This window comes from Kumtagia sp. (assembly GCF_059502445.1).
In genome coordinates this window covers 1-14,075 of the sequence record NZ_JCACER010000024.1, presented here as the reverse complement: position 1 = coordinate 14,075, position 14,075 = coordinate 1, and the positions used below count along the sequence as shown (strand labels likewise).

The 14,075-nt window shown below is 67.5% G+C and carries 18 protein-coding genes and 1 pseudogene; 7 read left to right on the top strand and 12 right to left on the bottom strand.

Annotation, left to right across the window (positions count from 1 at the left end; all coding sequences use genetic code 11):
* The first annotated feature begins 15 nt into the window (after positions 1-15).
* Positions 16-630 (top strand): pyridoxamine 5'-phosphate oxidase, encoded by a 615-nt coding sequence (gene pdxH / locus AC5JDC_RS10215; RefSeq protein ID WP_495841267.1) that lies wholly within the window; start codon positions 16-18, stop codon positions 628-630.
* 5 nt (positions 631-635) lie between these two features.
* Here the strand turns inward: pdxH and AC5JDC_RS10210 are convergent, their stop codons facing one another.
* Positions 636-1,571: an adenylate/guanylate cyclase domain-containing protein gene (locus AC5JDC_RS10210; protein ID WP_495841266.1), complete on the bottom strand. Its 936-nt coding sequence runs from the start codon at positions 1,569-1,571 to the stop codon at positions 636-638.
* A gap of 215 nt (positions 1,572-1,786) precedes the next feature.
* Between AC5JDC_RS10210 and AC5JDC_RS10205 the strand changes: the two genes are divergently transcribed.
* Positions 1,787-2,203: a BA14K family protein gene (locus tag AC5JDC_RS10205; protein WP_495841265.1), complete on the top strand. Its 417-nt coding sequence runs from the start codon at positions 1,787-1,789 to the stop codon at positions 2,201-2,203.
* A 101-nt stretch (positions 2,204-2,304) separates the two neighbouring features.
* Here AC5JDC_RS10205 and AC5JDC_RS10200 read toward each other — a convergent pair whose 3' ends face one another.
* On the bottom strand, positions 2,305-3,060 hold the full coding sequence (locus tag AC5JDC_RS10200; RefSeq protein WP_495841264.1) for a crotonase/enoyl-CoA hydratase family protein: 756 nt from the start codon (positions 3,058-3,060) through the stop codon (positions 2,305-2,307).
* A gap of 12 nt (positions 3,061-3,072) precedes the next feature.
* Entirely contained in the window at positions 3,073-4,845 is a 1,773-nt protein-coding gene (locus AC5JDC_RS10195) for an acyl-CoA dehydrogenase family protein (RefSeq protein ID WP_495841263.1), read from the bottom strand.
* A 157-nt stretch (positions 4,846-5,002) separates the two neighbouring features.
* Here AC5JDC_RS10195 and AC5JDC_RS10190 point away from each other — a divergent pair, with 157 nt between their 5' ends.
* Together AC5JDC_RS10190 and AC5JDC_RS10185 are read left to right on the top strand one after the other, a co-directional pair.
* Positions 5,003-5,227 (top strand): hypothetical protein, encoded by a 225-nt coding sequence (locus tag AC5JDC_RS10190; RefSeq protein ID WP_495841262.1) that lies wholly within the window; start codon positions 5,003-5,005, stop codon positions 5,225-5,227.
* Positions 5,228-5,298: 71 nt separating this feature from the next.
* Positions 5,299-5,535, top strand: coding sequence for a hypothetical protein (locus tag AC5JDC_RS10185; RefSeq protein ID WP_495841261.1), 237 nt, complete (start codon positions 5,299-5,301; stop codon positions 5,533-5,535).
* 150 nt (positions 5,536-5,685) lie between these two features.
* Here the strand turns inward: AC5JDC_RS10185 and AC5JDC_RS10180 are convergent, their stop codons facing one another.
* From AC5JDC_RS10180 to AC5JDC_RS10160, 5 genes and pseudogenes are all read right to left on the bottom strand, one after another.
* The gene (locus AC5JDC_RS10180; RefSeq protein ID WP_495841260.1) at positions 5,686-5,829 is read right to left on the bottom strand and encodes an ArsC/Spx/MgsR family protein; all 144 of its coding nucleotides are present in this window, start codon (positions 5,827-5,829) and stop codon (positions 5,686-5,688) included.
* Positions 5,804-6,034 (bottom strand): thioredoxin domain-containing protein, encoded by a 231-nt coding sequence (locus AC5JDC_RS10175; RefSeq protein ID WP_495841259.1) that lies wholly within the window; start codon positions 6,032-6,034, stop codon positions 5,804-5,806. Before AC5JDC_RS10175 ends, AC5JDC_RS10180 begins: the two co-directional genes overlap by 26 nt.
* Complete coding sequence (gene purD, locus AC5JDC_RS10170) at positions 6,034-7,305, bottom strand: phosphoribosylamine--glycine ligase (protein WP_495841258.1); 1,272 nt, start codon at positions 7,303-7,305, stop codon at positions 6,034-6,036. Before purD ends, AC5JDC_RS10175 begins: the two co-directional genes overlap by 1 nt.
* A 72-nt stretch (positions 7,306-7,377) precedes the next feature.
* Positions 7,378-7,628: pseudogene (locus AC5JDC_RS10165) on the bottom strand (Txe/YoeB family addiction module toxin).
* Positions 7,625-7,879, bottom strand: coding sequence for a type II toxin-antitoxin system Phd/YefM family antitoxin (locus AC5JDC_RS10160; protein WP_106771653.1), 255 nt, complete (start codon positions 7,877-7,879; stop codon positions 7,625-7,627). Before AC5JDC_RS10160 ends, AC5JDC_RS10165 begins: the two are co-directional and overlap by 4 nt.
* A gap of 139 nt (positions 7,880-8,018) precedes the next feature.
* Here AC5JDC_RS10160 and ubiA point away from each other — a divergent pair, with 139 nt between their 5' ends.
* Positions 8,019-9,008 carry a 4-hydroxybenzoate octaprenyltransferase gene (gene ubiA / locus AC5JDC_RS10155; protein WP_495841257.1) on the top strand — a complete coding sequence of 330 codons (990 nt, stop codon included), beginning with the start codon at positions 8,019-8,021 and terminating at the stop codon, positions 9,006-9,008.
* Between the two features lie 91 nt (positions 9,009-9,099).
* Here the strand turns inward: ubiA and rnhB are convergent, their stop codons facing one another.
* Both rnhB and AC5JDC_RS10145 read right to left on the bottom strand, forming a co-directional pair.
* Positions 9,100-9,795, bottom strand: a complete 696-nt coding sequence (rnhB, locus tag AC5JDC_RS10150; RefSeq protein WP_495841256.1) for a ribonuclease HII — start codon at positions 9,793-9,795, stop codon at positions 9,100-9,102.
* A 215-nt stretch (positions 9,796-10,010) separates the two neighbouring features.
* Positions 10,011-11,165 (bottom strand): PA0069 family radical SAM protein, encoded by a 1,155-nt coding sequence (locus AC5JDC_RS10145; protein WP_495841333.1) that lies wholly within the window; start codon positions 11,163-11,165, stop codon positions 10,011-10,013.
* A 173-nt stretch (positions 11,166-11,338) separates the two neighbouring features.
* Here AC5JDC_RS10145 and AC5JDC_RS10140 point away from each other — a divergent pair, with 173 nt between their 5' ends.
* Positions 11,339-11,848 (top strand): glycosyltransferase, encoded by a 510-nt coding sequence (locus tag AC5JDC_RS10140; RefSeq protein WP_495841255.1) that lies wholly within the window; start codon positions 11,339-11,341, stop codon positions 11,846-11,848.
* Between the two features lie 35 nt (positions 11,849-11,883).
* Here AC5JDC_RS10140 and AC5JDC_RS10135 read toward each other — a convergent pair whose 3' ends face one another.
* Positions 11,884-12,084, bottom strand: a complete 201-nt coding sequence (locus AC5JDC_RS10135) for a hypothetical protein (protein WP_495841254.1) — start codon at positions 12,082-12,084, stop codon at positions 11,884-11,886.
* Positions 12,085-12,228: 144 nt separating this feature from the next.
* Between AC5JDC_RS10135 and AC5JDC_RS10130 the strand changes: the two genes are divergently transcribed.
* Positions 12,229-13,416 (top strand): alpha/beta hydrolase, encoded by a 1,188-nt coding sequence (locus tag AC5JDC_RS10130; RefSeq protein WP_495841253.1) that lies wholly within the window; start codon positions 12,229-12,231, stop codon positions 13,414-13,416.
* Positions 13,417-13,430: 14 nt separating this feature from the next.
* Here the strand turns inward: AC5JDC_RS10130 and moaB are convergent, their stop codons facing one another.
* Positions 13,431-13,976, bottom strand: coding sequence for a molybdenum cofactor biosynthesis protein B (gene moaB, locus AC5JDC_RS10125; RefSeq protein ID WP_495841252.1), 546 nt, complete (start codon positions 13,974-13,976; stop codon positions 13,431-13,433).
* Between the last annotated feature and the right edge of the window lie 99 nt (positions 13,977-14,075).

The window sequence follows — 14,075 nt, the reverse complement described above, 5'->3', positions numbered from 1 at the left end:
CAATGGAGCGGAATGATGGGCGACGCCGCCTTAACAAATGGTGACTTCACCGAAAGCGCCGAGCCGTTCCGGCTGTTCGCCGAATGGCTGGAGGACGCGACCGGCAGCGAGCCCAACGACCCCAACGGCGTGGCGCTGGCGACTGTCGACCCGGACGGCCTGCCCAATGTCCGCATGGTGCTGCTGAAGGGCTTCGACGAGCGCGGCTTCGTCTTCTACACCAATTTCGAAAGCGCCAAGGGCCGCGAGATCCTGGCGAGCCGCAAGGCGGCCATGTGCTTCCACTGGAAGTCGCTGCGCCGGCAGGTGCGGGTGCGCGGGCCGGTGGAGGTCGTCTCCGATGCGGAGGCAGACGAATACTACGCGACGCGGCCGCGCGGCAGCCGCATCGGCGCCTGGGCCTCGAAGCAGTCGCGACCGCTGGAGAGCCGCTTCGCGCTGGAAAAGGCGGCGGCGGAATACACGGCGAAATTCGCCGTCGGCGCCATCCCGCGGCCGGACTACTGGTCGGGCTTCCGCATCGTGCCGACCTCGATCGAGTTCTGGCATGACCGGCCGTTCCGCCTGCACGACCGGGTGGTGTTCACGCGCATGGAAGACGGCTGGGAGAAGACGCGGCTCTACCCGTGAACCCTTTAGGCGCGCTTTCGCATCAGCCAGCGCGCGGCGGCGGCGAGGGCGAAAGCGAGCAGCGGCCAGACCGCCCAGAACTCGCCCTGCCACGACGCCAGGTTGATGCCGGTCACGAACAGGCCGACCACCAGCAGCGCGGCCAAGGTTCGGTCGAAGCGCGTGCGGCGGGTCCAGCGCAGCCCGCCGATGAGCGCCAGCACCAGCAGCGGCCAGCGCGCCCAGAAGACCTGCGGCGAGGCTATGAGATTGACGGCGACGAGTGCCACGCCGATCACAAGCAGCGTGGCCTGCGTGCGGTCGAGGCGAAACCCCAGCACGTGCAAGCCAGACGCAGCCGACGGTTCGGCCATGGCGGACAGCGGCGCCGTTACGGTTTCGGCCGCCTGCCGCCCCCAGCCCGCCGCCGGGTCCGACCGCTCGCCGATGCGCACGGCATAGCTCGGCACGCCCTCCTCGATGTTCTTCACCGACAGATTGCCGAGGAACTCGAAGCCGACCGGCAGCTTGTTGCGGACCTGATGGTAGACGGTGTTGGAGATCAGGATGCCGCCGGCCGGCGCTTCCGCCTGCAGGCGCGCGGCGACGTTGACGCCATCGCCATAGATGTCGTCGCCGTCGACGATGACGTCGCCCAGATTGATGCCGATGCGGAACTGCATGCGCGCCCCGTCCGATCGGCCGGCATTGCGTTCGGCGAGTTCGTTCTGCACGTCGACGGCGGCGCGCACGGCCGCGACAACGCTGGAGAATTCGGCGATGAGGCCGTCGCCCCAGGTGTTGACGACACGGCCGTTCTGCGCCGCGATCAGCCTCGCCATGGCGTCGCGATAGCTCTTGAGGGTGGCGAAGGTGCCTTCCTCGTCGGCCTCCATCAGCCGCGAATAGCCCTGCACGTCGGCGGAAAAGACGGTGGTCAGCTTGCGGTCTGCAATGTCCATCCCGCTTTCCTCTTCGCCGCTCCTGCGCCGCCCCGCGCAACTCGCTAGAAAGTAGGCGCTGACGCAGCGTCGTTCAACGGGTCTTCGCCAACCCGACCGGCGGATGGCGCCTGCCTCCGCCGCAAGGGATTACAAAGATTTAATGGCAACCCCGAGGAGCCTGCCGCCGTTGATTCCGGCGCCCCTGGTGGGCGCGGATTTCATGAGGTTTCGACATGACCAAGCTCCTGTGCACTGCTTGCGCGGCAGCGATGTCGCTTGCCGCGACAGCTTCAGGTTTTCCGGCCTACGCCAAGTCCGGCCCCGATCCGGTCGGACCGGCGGGCTTCACCGACATCCGCTTCGACCACGACTATCGCGACGGCTCCCATCGCGGCGGCTGGCACGGCGGCTGGGACCACCCCTATTACCGCCACGGCTGGGGCGGCGGGTGGGTACCACCGGCGGCGGGTTTCGTTACCGGCATGATTCTCGGCGACGCCATCGCCTCTCAGCCCGTCTATGAGCACGTGGTGCCGGTCGGCGGCGCCCATGTGCGCTGGTGCTACGAGCACCATGCGAACTACAACCCCTACAGCAATACCTTCCGGGACGGCTACGGCTACCGGCACGTCTGCTACGCGCCCGTCTGAGTTCCCGGCCTCATCCCTGAGCCGACGGCACAGGCCGCCGTCCATTCCTGCCGATCACCGAGTCGGCCGCGATCACCGCGGCCGGCTCGGGTTTTCTGAGATCAGGTCGCCTTCTTGCGCGACAGGAAGGCCGCGAAGGCGGCGCGCGCCTCGTCCGACTTGAGGCGAGCCCGGAAATGCCCGGCTTCCTCACGGATGCGTGCCAGCACGGGCTCGCGCGGCCCGCGCATCAGGTCGCGGGCGATCTTCAGCGCTTCCGGCGGCTTGGCGGCGATCTTTTCGGCAGACGCCAGCGTATCGGCCTCCAGCCGATCCTCCGGCACGACCGCATGGATCAGGCCGGCGGCGAGCGCGCGTTCCGCAGGCAGCGGCTCGCCCAGGCCGAGCAGCGCGAAGGCCCGCTGATGGCCAAGCACGGCCGGAACAAGCAGGCTGGACGCCGCCTCGGGCACCAGCCCGAGATCGACGAAGGGAGTGTGGAAGGCGGTGCGCGGCGTCGCGAAGGTCAGGTCGCAATGCAGGTTCAGCGTGGCGCCGATGCCAACGGCGATGCCGTCAACGCCCGACACCAGCGGCTTTTCGGCCCCGGCCAGCGCCAGCAGGAAATCCCAGACCTCGGTGCCGCCCTCGCCGCCAACCGCGACCGCCATGAAGTCGGCGAGGTCGTTGCCGGCCGAGAAGGCGCCGGGCACGCCGAGAAAGACCTGGACGCGGATGCCGGGATCGGCGTCGCCGGCGGCCAGCGCGTCGGCCATCGCGCGGTACATGGCGCGGGTGATGGCGTTCTTCTTGTCGGGCCGGTTCATACGGATAAGCTGAGCGGCGCCGCGCCGCTCGACGAGCACATGTTCGTTCAAGATCAATCCTCCTCAGGCGACCAGGGCTTTTGCCGCGGCTTCGAGGCTGGCGCCGCCGTCGATCACCGTCTCCCGCAAGGCGGCCGTCTCGCCGGCAAGATTTTCGGCGAAGAAGCGCAGCAGCGCGACCCGGTCTTCCGCGCCCGATGCGACCGCGCCGCGTGCCAGCAGCGCCCCGCCGGAAGCGAGCGCGAACAGCCTGAGATAGGGCGTCGCGCCGGCAAGGGCGGCCTGCATGGCGCCGGCGCCGAGCATCTTCAGCAGCGCCTGCGTGGCAGCGTCCAGGTGGTCCAGCGCCCTTTCCAGCCTTTCCGCCGAACGGCCGAGCCCGTCGAGGTTGGAGGAACGCAGCGCATCTACCGCCCCGCGCAGCTCGGCGATGTAGGCGCGCACATGGTCGCCGCCCGACTGCGGCAGCTTTCGGGTCACCAGGTCGATAGCCTGGATGCCGTTGGTGCCCTCGTAGATCGGCGCGATGCGGGCGTCGCGCAGCAGCGCGGCGGCGCCGGTCTCCTCGATGAAGCCCATGCCGCCATGCACCTGCACGCCGAGCGACGCAACCTCGCAGCCGACGTCGGTCGAGAAGGCCTTGGCGACCGGCGTCAGCAGGTTGGCGCGCTCCTGCCAGAAGTTTGCCTTGTCGCCGCCGGCCCGCGCCATGTCGGTGGCGTGGGCACAGCAATAGCTGATGGCGCGGGCGACCGAGGTCAGCGCCTTCATGGCGAGCAGGTCGCGCTGCACGTCGGGATGATGGACGATCGGCGCCATACCCTCGCCCCGCCAGGTCGCCGCCCTGCCCTGCCGGCGCTCGTTGGCGTAGGCCAGCGCCTTCTGGAAGGCGGCTTCGGCTACCGCCACGCCCTGCATGCCGACGGCCAGGCGGGCATTGTTCATCATGGTGAACATGCAGGCCAGCCCCCGGTTCTCCTCGCCGACCAGCCAGCCGACGGCGCCCGGCTCGCGATCCCCAGCGAAGCCGTCGCCATAGATCATGGTGCAGGTGGGCGAGGCATGAATGCCGAGCTTGTGCTCGATCGAGGCGCAGAACAGATCGTTGCGGGCGCCGAGGCTGCCGTCCTCGTTCACCAGGAACTTCGGCACGAGAAAGAGCGATATGCCCCTGGTGCCGGCCGGCGCGTCCGGCAGGCGGGCCAGCACCAGATGCACGATGTTGTCGGTGAAATCGTGCTCGCCATAGGTGATGAAGATCTTCTGGCCGAAGATGCGGTAGGTGCCGTCGCCGCCACGCTCGGCGCGGGTGCGCAGCGCCGCCAGGTCCGAGCCGGCCTGCGGCTCGGTGAGGTTCATCGTCCCCATCCATTCGCCGGAGACGAGCTTTTCGAGATAGGTCGCCTTGAGTTCTTCCGACGCGTGCTTATCCAGCGCCTCGACAGCGCCCATGGTGAGCGTCGGGCCGAGGCCGAAAGCCATCGCGCCGGAATTCCACATCTCCAGCGCCGCGACGCCGAGCATGGTCGGCAGCCCCTGCCCGCCATAGTCGACAGGTCCGGAAAGCGCGTTCCAGCCGCCCTCGATCCAGCGTCGGTAGAGATCCGGCCAGCCCTCGGGCATGCGCACCGCGCCGTCCTCCAGAACGGCGCCCTGCCGGTCGCCGATCTGCCGCAGCGGCGCCACCTCATCGCTGGCGAAGCGCCCGGCTTCGGCGAGGATGGCATCGACCAGATCCTCGGAGAGATCGCCCAGCGAACCGGCCTCGATCGCCGCCTTCAGGCCGGCGACATGCTTCAGCGTGAAGGCGATCTCGTCGACGGGAGCACGGTACATCGAAAATCCTCCACGCGAAGGCGCCACCCCCACCGCAGCGCTTGTCTTCTCCGATCGATATGTGCTTTTGACGTAAACGTCAATTGAGAGGCGGTCGCGCGACAGCGGAAATTGCGCTAGGTTGGACTGTCGCAGCCCAGCCCACGGAACCCGTCCCATGCTCGCCAGACCGGAAACCCGCCGCTGCATCGAATGCGGGCTGCCCTTCGGCATGCCCGGCTTCAACTACTATCACGGCAGCATCGACAACGGCCCCGCCTACTGGTCCGACCGCGGCATATTGTGCTCGCCGGCCTGCTCGCTGGTGCACCATCAACGGCGCGAGGCGGAGGGGACGCTGCCCATGGCGCCGGCGCCAAACCCGTTCGAATACGGGCGGTGAACTGAGGCCGCTTCGGAGTAGCAAAACCGGTCGAGCTGTGGAATTCTTCCCTACGCTTGGGGGAACGATCGATGCCGCTTTCCGATGCCACGAAAGAGAAAATCAAGCTACGCGCTAGCTTCGTCAATGGCTTGGCAATGGGTGTGGTCTTGATCGGTGTTTTCACACCAATTACGCGCGCAGCCTACGATCCGACCGTTGGTGTAGACATCTTCGTTTTCATGGCCATATCGGCAGCGATTTGCTTTGCCCTCGGCTTCGTCCTACATTCTCATGCGATGGAGCATCTGGACGAAATGGACCGATGACCGTTTACAACTACCTGCTGCTGCTCGTCCCCGTCGTAGGCATCGCAGTGATGCTGGTTGCGCTACGCCGGCAGGGCGTCGCGCCGAGAGATCGCCTGCATCCTGGCGAATGAGCCTCGCGCAACGGGTTGAACGCGCACTAAACGCCTGTCACGGCAGGAACGCCTTCACCTTGTCCCCCGGCCGCGCCAGCAGCGCGCCCTTCGGCGTCACCACGATCGGGCGATTGATCAGGATCGGGTTCTCGACCATGAAGCCGACGATCTCGTCATCGGTCCATTTCGGATCGGCCAATTTCAGCGTCTCGTACGCCTTCGTTGGTCCGCAGCAGGGCGCGCGGACGCATGCCCATGGCGGCGAGGAGCTCCACCAGCTTTTCGCGCGTCGGAGGTGTCTGGAGATACTCGACGATCGTCGGCTCGATGCCGGCGGCGCGGACAGTCTCCAGCGCCAGCCGCGAGGAACTGCATCGGGGATTGTGATAGATGGTGACGCTCATCAACCCTCCTCCCGTTCCACTGCGCGAAAACCGATATCGCGGCGGCAAAAACCCTGCGGCCAGTCGATGGCGTCGACGCCGGCATAGGCGCGCGCCTGCGCTTCCGTCACCGAGCGACCGGTCGCCGTGACGTTGAGGACGCGGCCGCCATTGGCGACGATTTTTCCGTCCTTCTCCGCCGTTCCGGCATGGAACACCTCGACCCCGTCGGGTACGCGGTCGAGGCCGGCGATGACGCCGCCGCGCTCGGGCGTGCCGGGATAACCTTTCGCCGCCATCACCACGGTCAGCGCGGCATCGTCGCGCCAGCGCGCCGACATATGGGCAAGCTGGCCGTCGGCGGCGGCCGACAGCAGCACCAGAAGGTCGTCCTTCAGCCGCGTCATCAGCACCTGGCATTCCGGGTCGCCGAAGCGGGTATTGTATTCGATCAGCTTCGGCCCGCCCGGCGTGATCATGAGGCCGGCGAACAGCACGCCGGCGAACGGCGCACCGAGCTCGGCCATGCCGCGCATGGTCGGCTCAACGATGTCGCGCATGGTGCGCTCGACCATCTCCGGCGTCATCACCGGCGCCGGCGAATAGGCTCCCATGCCGCCGGTGTTGGGGCCGGTGTCGCCCTCGCCCACACGCTTGTGGTCCTGCGCCGTGCCGAAGGGCAGCGCCGTCGCCCCGTCGCACAGGCAGAAGAAGCTCGCCTCCTCGCCGGTCAAGAACTCCTCGACGACGACCTCGGCGCCGGCGCCGCCGAAGGCACCGTCGAAACAGGCGGCGACGGCGGCAAGCGCCTCCTCGACGGTCATGGCGACGGTCACGCCCTTGCCGGCGGCGAGCCCGTCCGCCTTGACGACGATCGGCGCACCTTGCGCGCGGATGTAGGCCGCGGCCGCGGCCGCATCGGCGAAGCGACCATAGGCGGCGGTCGGGATGTCGAAGCGGGCGCAGAGGTCCTTGGTGAAGCCCTTCGAGCCTTCCAGCTGCGCGGCGGCCTTCGAGGGACCGAAGACGCGGATGCCGGCGGCGCGCAGGTCGTCGGCGATGCCGGCGACCAGCGGCGCCTCCGGCCCGACCACCACCAGGTCGATCGCCTTGTCCTTGCAGAAAGCGGCAACGGCGCCGTGGTCGCCGATGTCGAGCGCGACGATCTCGGCCTCCCGCGCGATGCCGAGATTGCCGGGCGCGGCATAGAGCCTGGTCAGCAGCGGCGAGGCCGCCAGCTTCCAGGCCAGCGCATGCTCGCGTCCGCCCGAGCCGATCAGAAGTACGTTCATGCAGTTCACCGTAATCCGCAAAGAGGACCGCCTATGGCGCCCCAGCCGCGTGGTCAAGGCGTGCTCTCACCTTCAGCGCAGATAGTGGAACCGGCAGCCGGTGATCTCGATCGCCTGAGCCTCGCCGCTGCCGGTGACGCGATAAACAATGCGGTTTTCTTGCGTGATGCGTCGGGACCACCAGCCGGACAGTTCCCGATACCCTGAAACGGGCTGCGCCGCATATCCCGGATCAATTCGTTGATCCGGAAAACCATCTTCGCATCCACGCCCTGCCAGTAGAGATAATCGTCCCAGCCTTGTCGGGTCCAGAGAAGCTTCACGGATCGATCAATTCATGCTCGACCAGCTTGCCGGCATCCGCTTCCGCAATCGACTGCAGCAGGCGCTCGGCATTTGCGGGCGAACTGAGGAGATGCAGCGTCTCCTTCATCCCTTCCCACTCGGCGAGAGAGACGATGACGACGGGATCGTGCCCCTGTCGCGTCACGACCAGCTCGGCGCGGTCGTCCTCGACCCGATCGAGGTGGGTGGCCAGATTGTTCCGCAGGTCGGTGAAGGTCACATAGGGCATTGCGCGCATCCTGGAAGACTTCTGTACATACACGTGTACATATTCATTTCTGCAAGTTCAGGCCCGAGGTTGCACCCCGTGCTCCTTGGCGACACTTCGCCTTCTTGACGCCAAGGCGCCGCGCTGTCACTCCAGCCGCATGGAAACCATCCAGTCCCGCGCGGCCCAGGGCCGGGTCGCCGACGCGCCGAGCCGGCATTGGGTCTACCGGCTGCTGCCGCGCGCGCTGTGGCCTTATGCGCAGCTCGCCCGCTGGGACCGGCCGATCGGCTGGCAATTGCTGCTATGGCCTTGCTGGTGGTCGGCGGCGCTCGCGGCAAGCGCCTATGCGCGGCCCGAGGACACGCTCGCCAGCCTGCTGCCCTCGCCGCTGACGCTCGCGCTGTTCCTGGTCGGCGCCATCGCCATGCGCGGCGCCGGCTGCACCTACAACGACATCGTCGACGAGCGGATCGACGCCGCGGTCGAGCGCACGCGCTCGCGGCCGCTGCCCTCGGGAAAGGTGAGCCGCCGGCAGGCCTGGACGTTCCTCGTCCTGCAGGCGCTGGTCGGGCTCGTCGTGCTGCTGCAATTCGACAGCTTCGTCGTGCTGCTCGGCCTCGCCTCGCTGGTGGTGGTCGCCGCCTACCCGTTCATGAAGCGAATCACCGACTGGCCGCAACTCGTTTTGGGGCTTGCCTTTTCCTGGGGCGCGCTGATGGGCTGGGCGGCCGAGTTCGGCGATATCGACGGCCCGGCCGTCATGCTCTATCTCGGCTCGATCCTGTGGACGATCGGCTATGACACGATCTACGCCCACCAGGACAAGGAAGACGACGCGCTGGTCGGCGTGCGATCGACGGCGCGGCTGTTCGGCGAGAACACCAAGGCATGGCTCGCCGGCCTCTATGGCGGCGCGCTGGCCTGCTTCGCCATCGCCTTCGCGTCGGCCGAGGTGCCGCTGCCGGCTCTGGCCGGGCTGGTCGCCGCCGGCGCCCATATGGCCCGGCAGATCCGGGTGCTCGACATCGACAACCCGGACCAGTGCCTGGCGCTGTTCCGCTCCAACAACATCGTCGGATGGCTGATCTTCCTTGGACTACTCGGTGGCGGGCTGTGGATGGCGCTGAAGCCGGCCGTGCCGATCTGAGGAGCGAAGAGCAGGAATCATCATCCTGCTCCAACTCCTTGTTTTAGCGAACGATCTTCCGATAAGCCGTGCGCCCTTCCGGGCTCGTGCCCTACTCGGCAGCATCGAGATTCAAGAGTTCGACGCTGACCTCCGCCTCCAGCCGGAACGGCGCAAAGCTCGTGCGGTGGATGCGCGGCAGCGCGCCGTGGCGCTCGATGGCGGTGCGGTGGCGCACCGTCGCATAGCCCATATGGCTCTCGAAGCCGTAATGCATGTGGGTGCGTCCGCAATTCTCCATCATGCGGTCGCGCACCACCTTGGCGACGATCGACGCGGCGGCGATCGACTGCGAGCGCTGATCGCCCTTGACCAGCGCCTCGGCGCCGCAGGGAAGACCCGGCGGCACGTCGCGGCCGTCGACCAGCGCGTGCAGCGGCTTCACCGGCAGGCCGCAGAAGGCGCGCCGCATCGCCTCCAGGCTGGCGCGCAAAATGTTGATGCGGTCGATGCCGGCGGCGCTCACCGACGCCACCGACACACCGAGGGCGGAGTCGAGGATCAGGCCGAACAACGCCTCTCGCGCCTCGGCGCTCAGACGCTTGGAATCGTCCAGGCCGTCGGGAATGCGGTCGGGATCGAGGACCACCGCGGCGGCGACGACCGGGCCGGCGAGCGGCCCGCGCCCGGCCTCGTCGAGGCCGGCGAGCGGCCACAGCCCGCGCTTCATCGCCTTCCGCTCGAAGGCGAAGTCCGGCTTGATCACCAGATCGAAGAGGGGCGGAGAATCGGAAGACGGGCGAGCCATTTGGCGGCGAAACTCGCATCCGTTCCGATTCTCCGCAAGGCCTTCCCGGCCGTCGGGGGGCGAGCGGGGAAGGCACTCCGTCAGGGTGGGGCGGCCTGACGGAAGCTGAGACAGTAGGCAGTAGGCAGTAGGCAGTAGGATGATCTTCAAAGCCCACAAGGCGGCAAGATGCCGGGCTTTCTCCCCTACTGCCTACTGCCTACTGCCTATTTGCTTCACAAAAGCATCAACTGCTCGGTCCTCCCTTCATTGCCCTTGAACAGGTCGGTGCGCAGTCGCGTACGCTCCTTGTTGAGGCCGAGCCGCTTGGCGGCGATCTCGAAGCGGCGGCCGATCTGCCAGGCATAGGGACCGGCGCCTTTCATGCGCTTGCCCCATTCCGAATCGTAGTCCTTGCCGTCGCGCATGGAGCGGATCAGCGACATCACATGCCGGTAGCGGTCGGGATAATGGCGCAGCAGCCAGTCCTTGAAGATCGGGCTGACCTCCAGCGGCAGGCGCAGCAGCACGTAGCCGGCCTCGCGCGCCCCGGCATGCGCGGCCGAATCCAGCACGCGCTCGATCTCGTGGTCGTTGAGGCCGGGCACGATCGGCGCCATCATCACCGATGCCGGAATGCCCGCCTCGTCGAGCGCCCGCAGCGCCTCGAGCCGCTTGGGCGGGGTCGAGGCGCGCGGCTCCATAGTGCGCGCCAGCATGCGGTCGAGCGTGGTGATCGACAGGGCCACCTTGGCGAGGCCCTTCTCGGCCATGCGGGCGAGGATGTCGATGTCGCGCAGCACCAGCGCCGACTTGGTTACGATGCCGACCGGATGCTCCCGCGCCTCCAGCACTTCGAGTATCTCGCGCATGATGCGGTATTTCCGCTCGATCGGCTGATAGGGGTCGGTGTTGGTGCCGATGGCGATGGTGCGCGGCTGATAGCCGTCCTTGGAAAGCTCCCTGTCGAGCAGTTTCGCCGCGTCCGGCTTGGCGAACAGTTTCGACTCGAAGTCCAGTCCCGGCGACAGGCCCATGAAGCTGTGCGTCGGCCGGGCGAAGCAGTAGACGCAGCCGTGCTCGCAGCCGCGATAGGGATTGATCGACCGGTCGAAGGAGATGTCCGGCGAGTTGTTGCGGGTGATGATGGTGCGCGGCTTCTCGACCTGCACCTCGGTCTTAAAGGGCGGCAGGTCCTCGAGCCCGCTCCAGCCGTCGTCGAAGACATGGCGGCTCAGCGGCTCGAAGCGGCCGGTCGGATTGACCCCGGCGGCGCGGCCTCGCCGCCGCTCCTCGCCGACCCTGACACCGCTCTCCTCGATCATCGCATTGGCCATTTCCGCCCTGCCGCTTCCAAAAGCAGCAATGTCGGCGCGCACGACCTGTTCCATGCGGGCGCGCTGCCATGGCGTTTCTGCGGTCTGTCGAATCGCGGTGTCCATGAAACTATTCCTATCCGCTAGATTGGAACATATCAAGAACATTCTAGCGGGAACGGCTTGCCGCCGCATTGCGGCGCCTTGTCGGCTGGCACTCGGCACGCGCATCCGCTACTGGCTAAGCAATGCTCACCGTGCTCATCGAGACCAGGAACGACGAGGAGGCGCTGGCGCGTACGCTGGCCTCCCTGGTCGGCGCGGCGGTGGAGGGCATCGTGCGCGACGTCGTCGTCTGCGACAGCGGCTCGACCGACCAGACACACCGCGTCGCCGAGCACGCCGGCTGCCACTACGTGACCGAGGGCGTGGCCGCCGGCATACGCCAGGCGAAGGGCGAATGGCTGCTGATGCTCGAGCCGGGCGCACGGCTGGCCGACGGCTGGACCGAGTCGGTGATCGATCACGTCTCGCGCCAGTCGATGCCGGCGCGCTTCTCGCGCGCCCGCGGCGAGCGCCGTGCGCTGTTCACGCGCATGTTCTCCGGACAGAGCGCGCTGGCCGAAGGGCTGGTCATCCGCAAGGGGCAGGCGGTTGCGCTGTCCAAGTCGGCGGCCAGCGCCGAGGCGGTGGCGCGAGGGCTTGCGAGCAGGCGGCTGGAGGCCGAGATCCGGGTCGCCGAAACGCGGCAGAAATAGCGCCGCAATCGTCGTGGTGGATCCGGGGCGCCGCCTCAGTTCGGTGGCGTCGGAGCGCTGCCATGCTCACGCCAGCCTTGTTGCCAATGGCGGAGCCGGCAGAGCCAGCGCCGGGGCCAGTTGCGGATCGCGGTCCGGCGCAGGTTCTGGGCGCGGCGCCCGTAAAAATCCGTGTCGATCGAGCCGTCGGGCCTGCGGCGGACCGGCAATTCGGCAGAGGCGGTCATGGCGGTCATACCCAGCTCAACGTGCCGAGGCTAGGTGCTCGGGCCTTCTCGCGCTTGACCGGCGGCTGACCGTTTCCTTGCCTTTCGCTTGTCTTTTGCTCGGCTCTGCCCGGCACCCCTCCTGTTCGGCCACGCGCTGGTGTAGAAGCGGGCATGCGCTATCGCTTCGGGCCATGCGAATTGCAGCCGGAAACCCGTGAACTGTGGGTGGAAGGCCGGCCGCAGCCGGTCGAGCCACAGGTCTTCGACCTGCTTCTGCTGCTGGTGCAAAACCGCGACCGGGTCGTCTCGCAGGACGAGCTCGTCAGGGTGGTCTGGGAAAACCGGATCGTCTCGGATTCGGCGATCGCCGCCCGCATCAGCGCGGGGCGCGCGGCCATCGGCGACGACGGCAGGCGCCAGGCCTGGATAAGGACGGTACCGCGCCGCGGCTTTCGTTTCGTTGGCGCCGTCGAGGAGGCAGCGCGGCCGGAGACGGCTTCGCCGCCCTCCGCCGAACTCAGCCGGCAACGCGTGGCGCTGTGCCGTTCGGCCGACGGCACGCGCATCGCCTATGCGACGAGCGGCAGCGGCTATCCGCTGGTCAAGGCCGGGCACTGGCTGACGCATCTGGAGCATGACTGGCAAAGCCCGATCTGGCGGCCTGCCCTCGATCTGCTGAACCGCCGTTTCCACCTCGTCCGCTACGACCAGCGCGGCAACGGCCTGTCCGACTGGACCGTGACGGATTTTTCGCTCGAGCGCTTCGTCGACGACCTGGAGGCGGTCGTCGAGGCAGCGGGGCTCGACCGCTTTGCGCTCTACGGCACGTCGCAGGGCGCGCCGATCGCCGTCGCCTACAGCGTGCGCCATCCCGGCCGCGTCAGCCATCTGGTGCTGCAGGGCGGCTTCGAGAAAGGGCGCCTGGTGAGAGGCGCGGCGAGCGAGCGGGAACAGGGCGAGGCGATCCTCACACTCATCCGGCACGGCTGGGGCAAGCGCGGCAGCCCTTTCATCAATGCCTTCGCCGCAATGTTCATCCCGGAAGGCAGCCGTGAGCAGATGGATTCACTGGTCGACCTGCAGCGCCTGACGACGTCGCCGGACAATGCGGCGCTGTTGCGGGGCGCCGTCGACCGGTTCGACGTCAGCGATCTTCTGGAGCAGGTCAGCGTGCCGACGCTGGTGATCCACTCACGCGACGACGGTGTTCAGCCTCTCGAACAGGGCCGCCAACTCGCCGCCCGGATTCCGGGCGCCGAGTTCGTCGTGCTGGAGGGCTCCAATCATGTCATCCTGCCGCAGGAAAAGGCGTGGCAGGTGCTCTTCGCCGAAATCGGCCGTTTCGTCCCGGGCGGATGATCTAGCAGAGGCGCTTACGCGATCCCGCCCCGGCGCAGATGCTCGTCGAGCCGCGGCATGATCTCCACGAAGTTGCAGGGCATGTGCCGGTAATCGAGCTGCGGCTTGAGGATGCCGTCCCAGGCGTCGCGGCAGGCGCCGGGCGAGCCCGGCAGCACGAAGACGAAGGTGGCGTTGACGACGCCTCCGGTCGCCCGGCTCTGAATCGTCGAGGTGCCGATCTTGTCGTAGGAGATGCGGTGGAAAACCTCGGAAAAGCCGTCCATGCGCTTGTCGAAGATCGGCTCCAGCGCCTCCGGCGTCACGTCGCGGCCGGTGAAGCCGGTGCCGCCGGTGGTGACGACGACGTCGACCTTTTCGTCGCGCGACCAGGCCAGCACCTTTTCCCGGATTTTGTCCTTGTCGTCGGTGACGATGGCGCGGTCGGCGAGGATGTGCCCCGCCTCCGCGATGCGGTCGGCCAGCGTTTGGCCGGACTTGTCGTCGGCCAGCGTGCGCGTGTCGGAGACGGTAAGCACCGCGATGCGGACGGGGATGAAGGGGCGGTCGGAAGGAGCCATCAGGATCTCGCCCAGTCTTGTCGTCGCGCAAACTCCGACAGGCCGCATTCCTTCGCACCCCCCTCTGTCCTGCCGGACATCTCCCCCGCAAGGGGGGAG

Excerpts from the sequence above, each read along its gene's own strand:
- pdxH (WP_495841267.1), top strand. The coding sequence starts at position 16 with ATGGGCGACGCCGCCTTAACAAATGGTGACTTCACCGAAAGCGCCGAG.
- AC5JDC_RS10210 (WP_495841266.1), bottom strand. The coding sequence starts at position 1,571 with ATGGACATTGCAGACCGCAAGCTGACCACCGTCTTTTCCGCCGACGTG.
- AC5JDC_RS10205 (WP_495841265.1), top strand. The coding sequence starts at position 1,787 with ATGACCAAGCTCCTGTGCACTGCTTGCGCGGCAGCGATGTCGCTTGCC.
- AC5JDC_RS10195 (WP_495841263.1), bottom strand. The coding sequence starts at position 4,845 with ATGTACCGTGCTCCCGTCGACGAGATCGCCTTCACGCTGAAGCATGTC.
- AC5JDC_RS10190 (WP_495841262.1), top strand. The coding sequence starts at position 5,003 with ATGCTCGCCAGACCGGAAACCCGCCGCTGCATCGAATGCGGGCTGCCC.
- AC5JDC_RS10185 (WP_495841261.1), top strand. The coding sequence starts at position 5,299 with ATGCCGCTTTCCGATGCCACGAAAGAGAAAATCAAGCTACGCGCTAGC.
- AC5JDC_RS10175 (WP_495841259.1), bottom strand. The coding sequence starts at position 6,034 with ATGAGCGTCACCATCTATCACAATCCCCGATGCAGTTCCTCGCGGCTG.
- purD (WP_495841258.1), bottom strand. The coding sequence starts at position 7,305 with ATGAACGTACTTCTGATCGGCTCGGGCGGACGCGAGCATGCGCTGGCC.
- AC5JDC_RS10160 (WP_106771653.1), bottom strand. The coding sequence starts at position 7,879 with ATGCCCTATGTGACCTTCACCGACCTGCGGAACAATCTGGCCACCCAC.
- ubiA (WP_495841257.1), top strand. The coding sequence starts at position 8,019 with ATGGAAACCATCCAGTCCCGCGCGGCCCAGGGCCGGGTCGCCGACGCG.
- rnhB (WP_495841256.1), bottom strand. The coding sequence starts at position 9,795 with ATGGCTCGCCCGTCTTCCGATTCTCCGCCCCTCTTCGATCTGGTGATC.
- AC5JDC_RS10145 (WP_495841333.1), bottom strand. The coding sequence starts at position 11,165 with ATGGAACAGGTCGTGCGCGCCGACATTGCTGCTTTTGGAAGCGGCAGG.
- AC5JDC_RS10140 (WP_495841255.1), top strand. The coding sequence starts at position 11,339 with ATGCTCACCGTGCTCATCGAGACCAGGAACGACGAGGAGGCGCTGGCG.
- AC5JDC_RS10135 (WP_495841254.1), bottom strand. The coding sequence starts at position 12,084 with ATGACCGCCATGACCGCCTCTGCCGAATTGCCGGTCCGCCGCAGGCCC.
- AC5JDC_RS10130 (WP_495841253.1), top strand. The coding sequence starts at position 12,229 with ATGCGCTATCGCTTCGGGCCATGCGAATTGCAGCCGGAAACCCGTGAA.
- moaB (WP_495841252.1), bottom strand. The coding sequence starts at position 13,976 with ATGGCTCCTTCCGACCGCCCCTTCATCCCCGTCCGCATCGCGGTGCTT.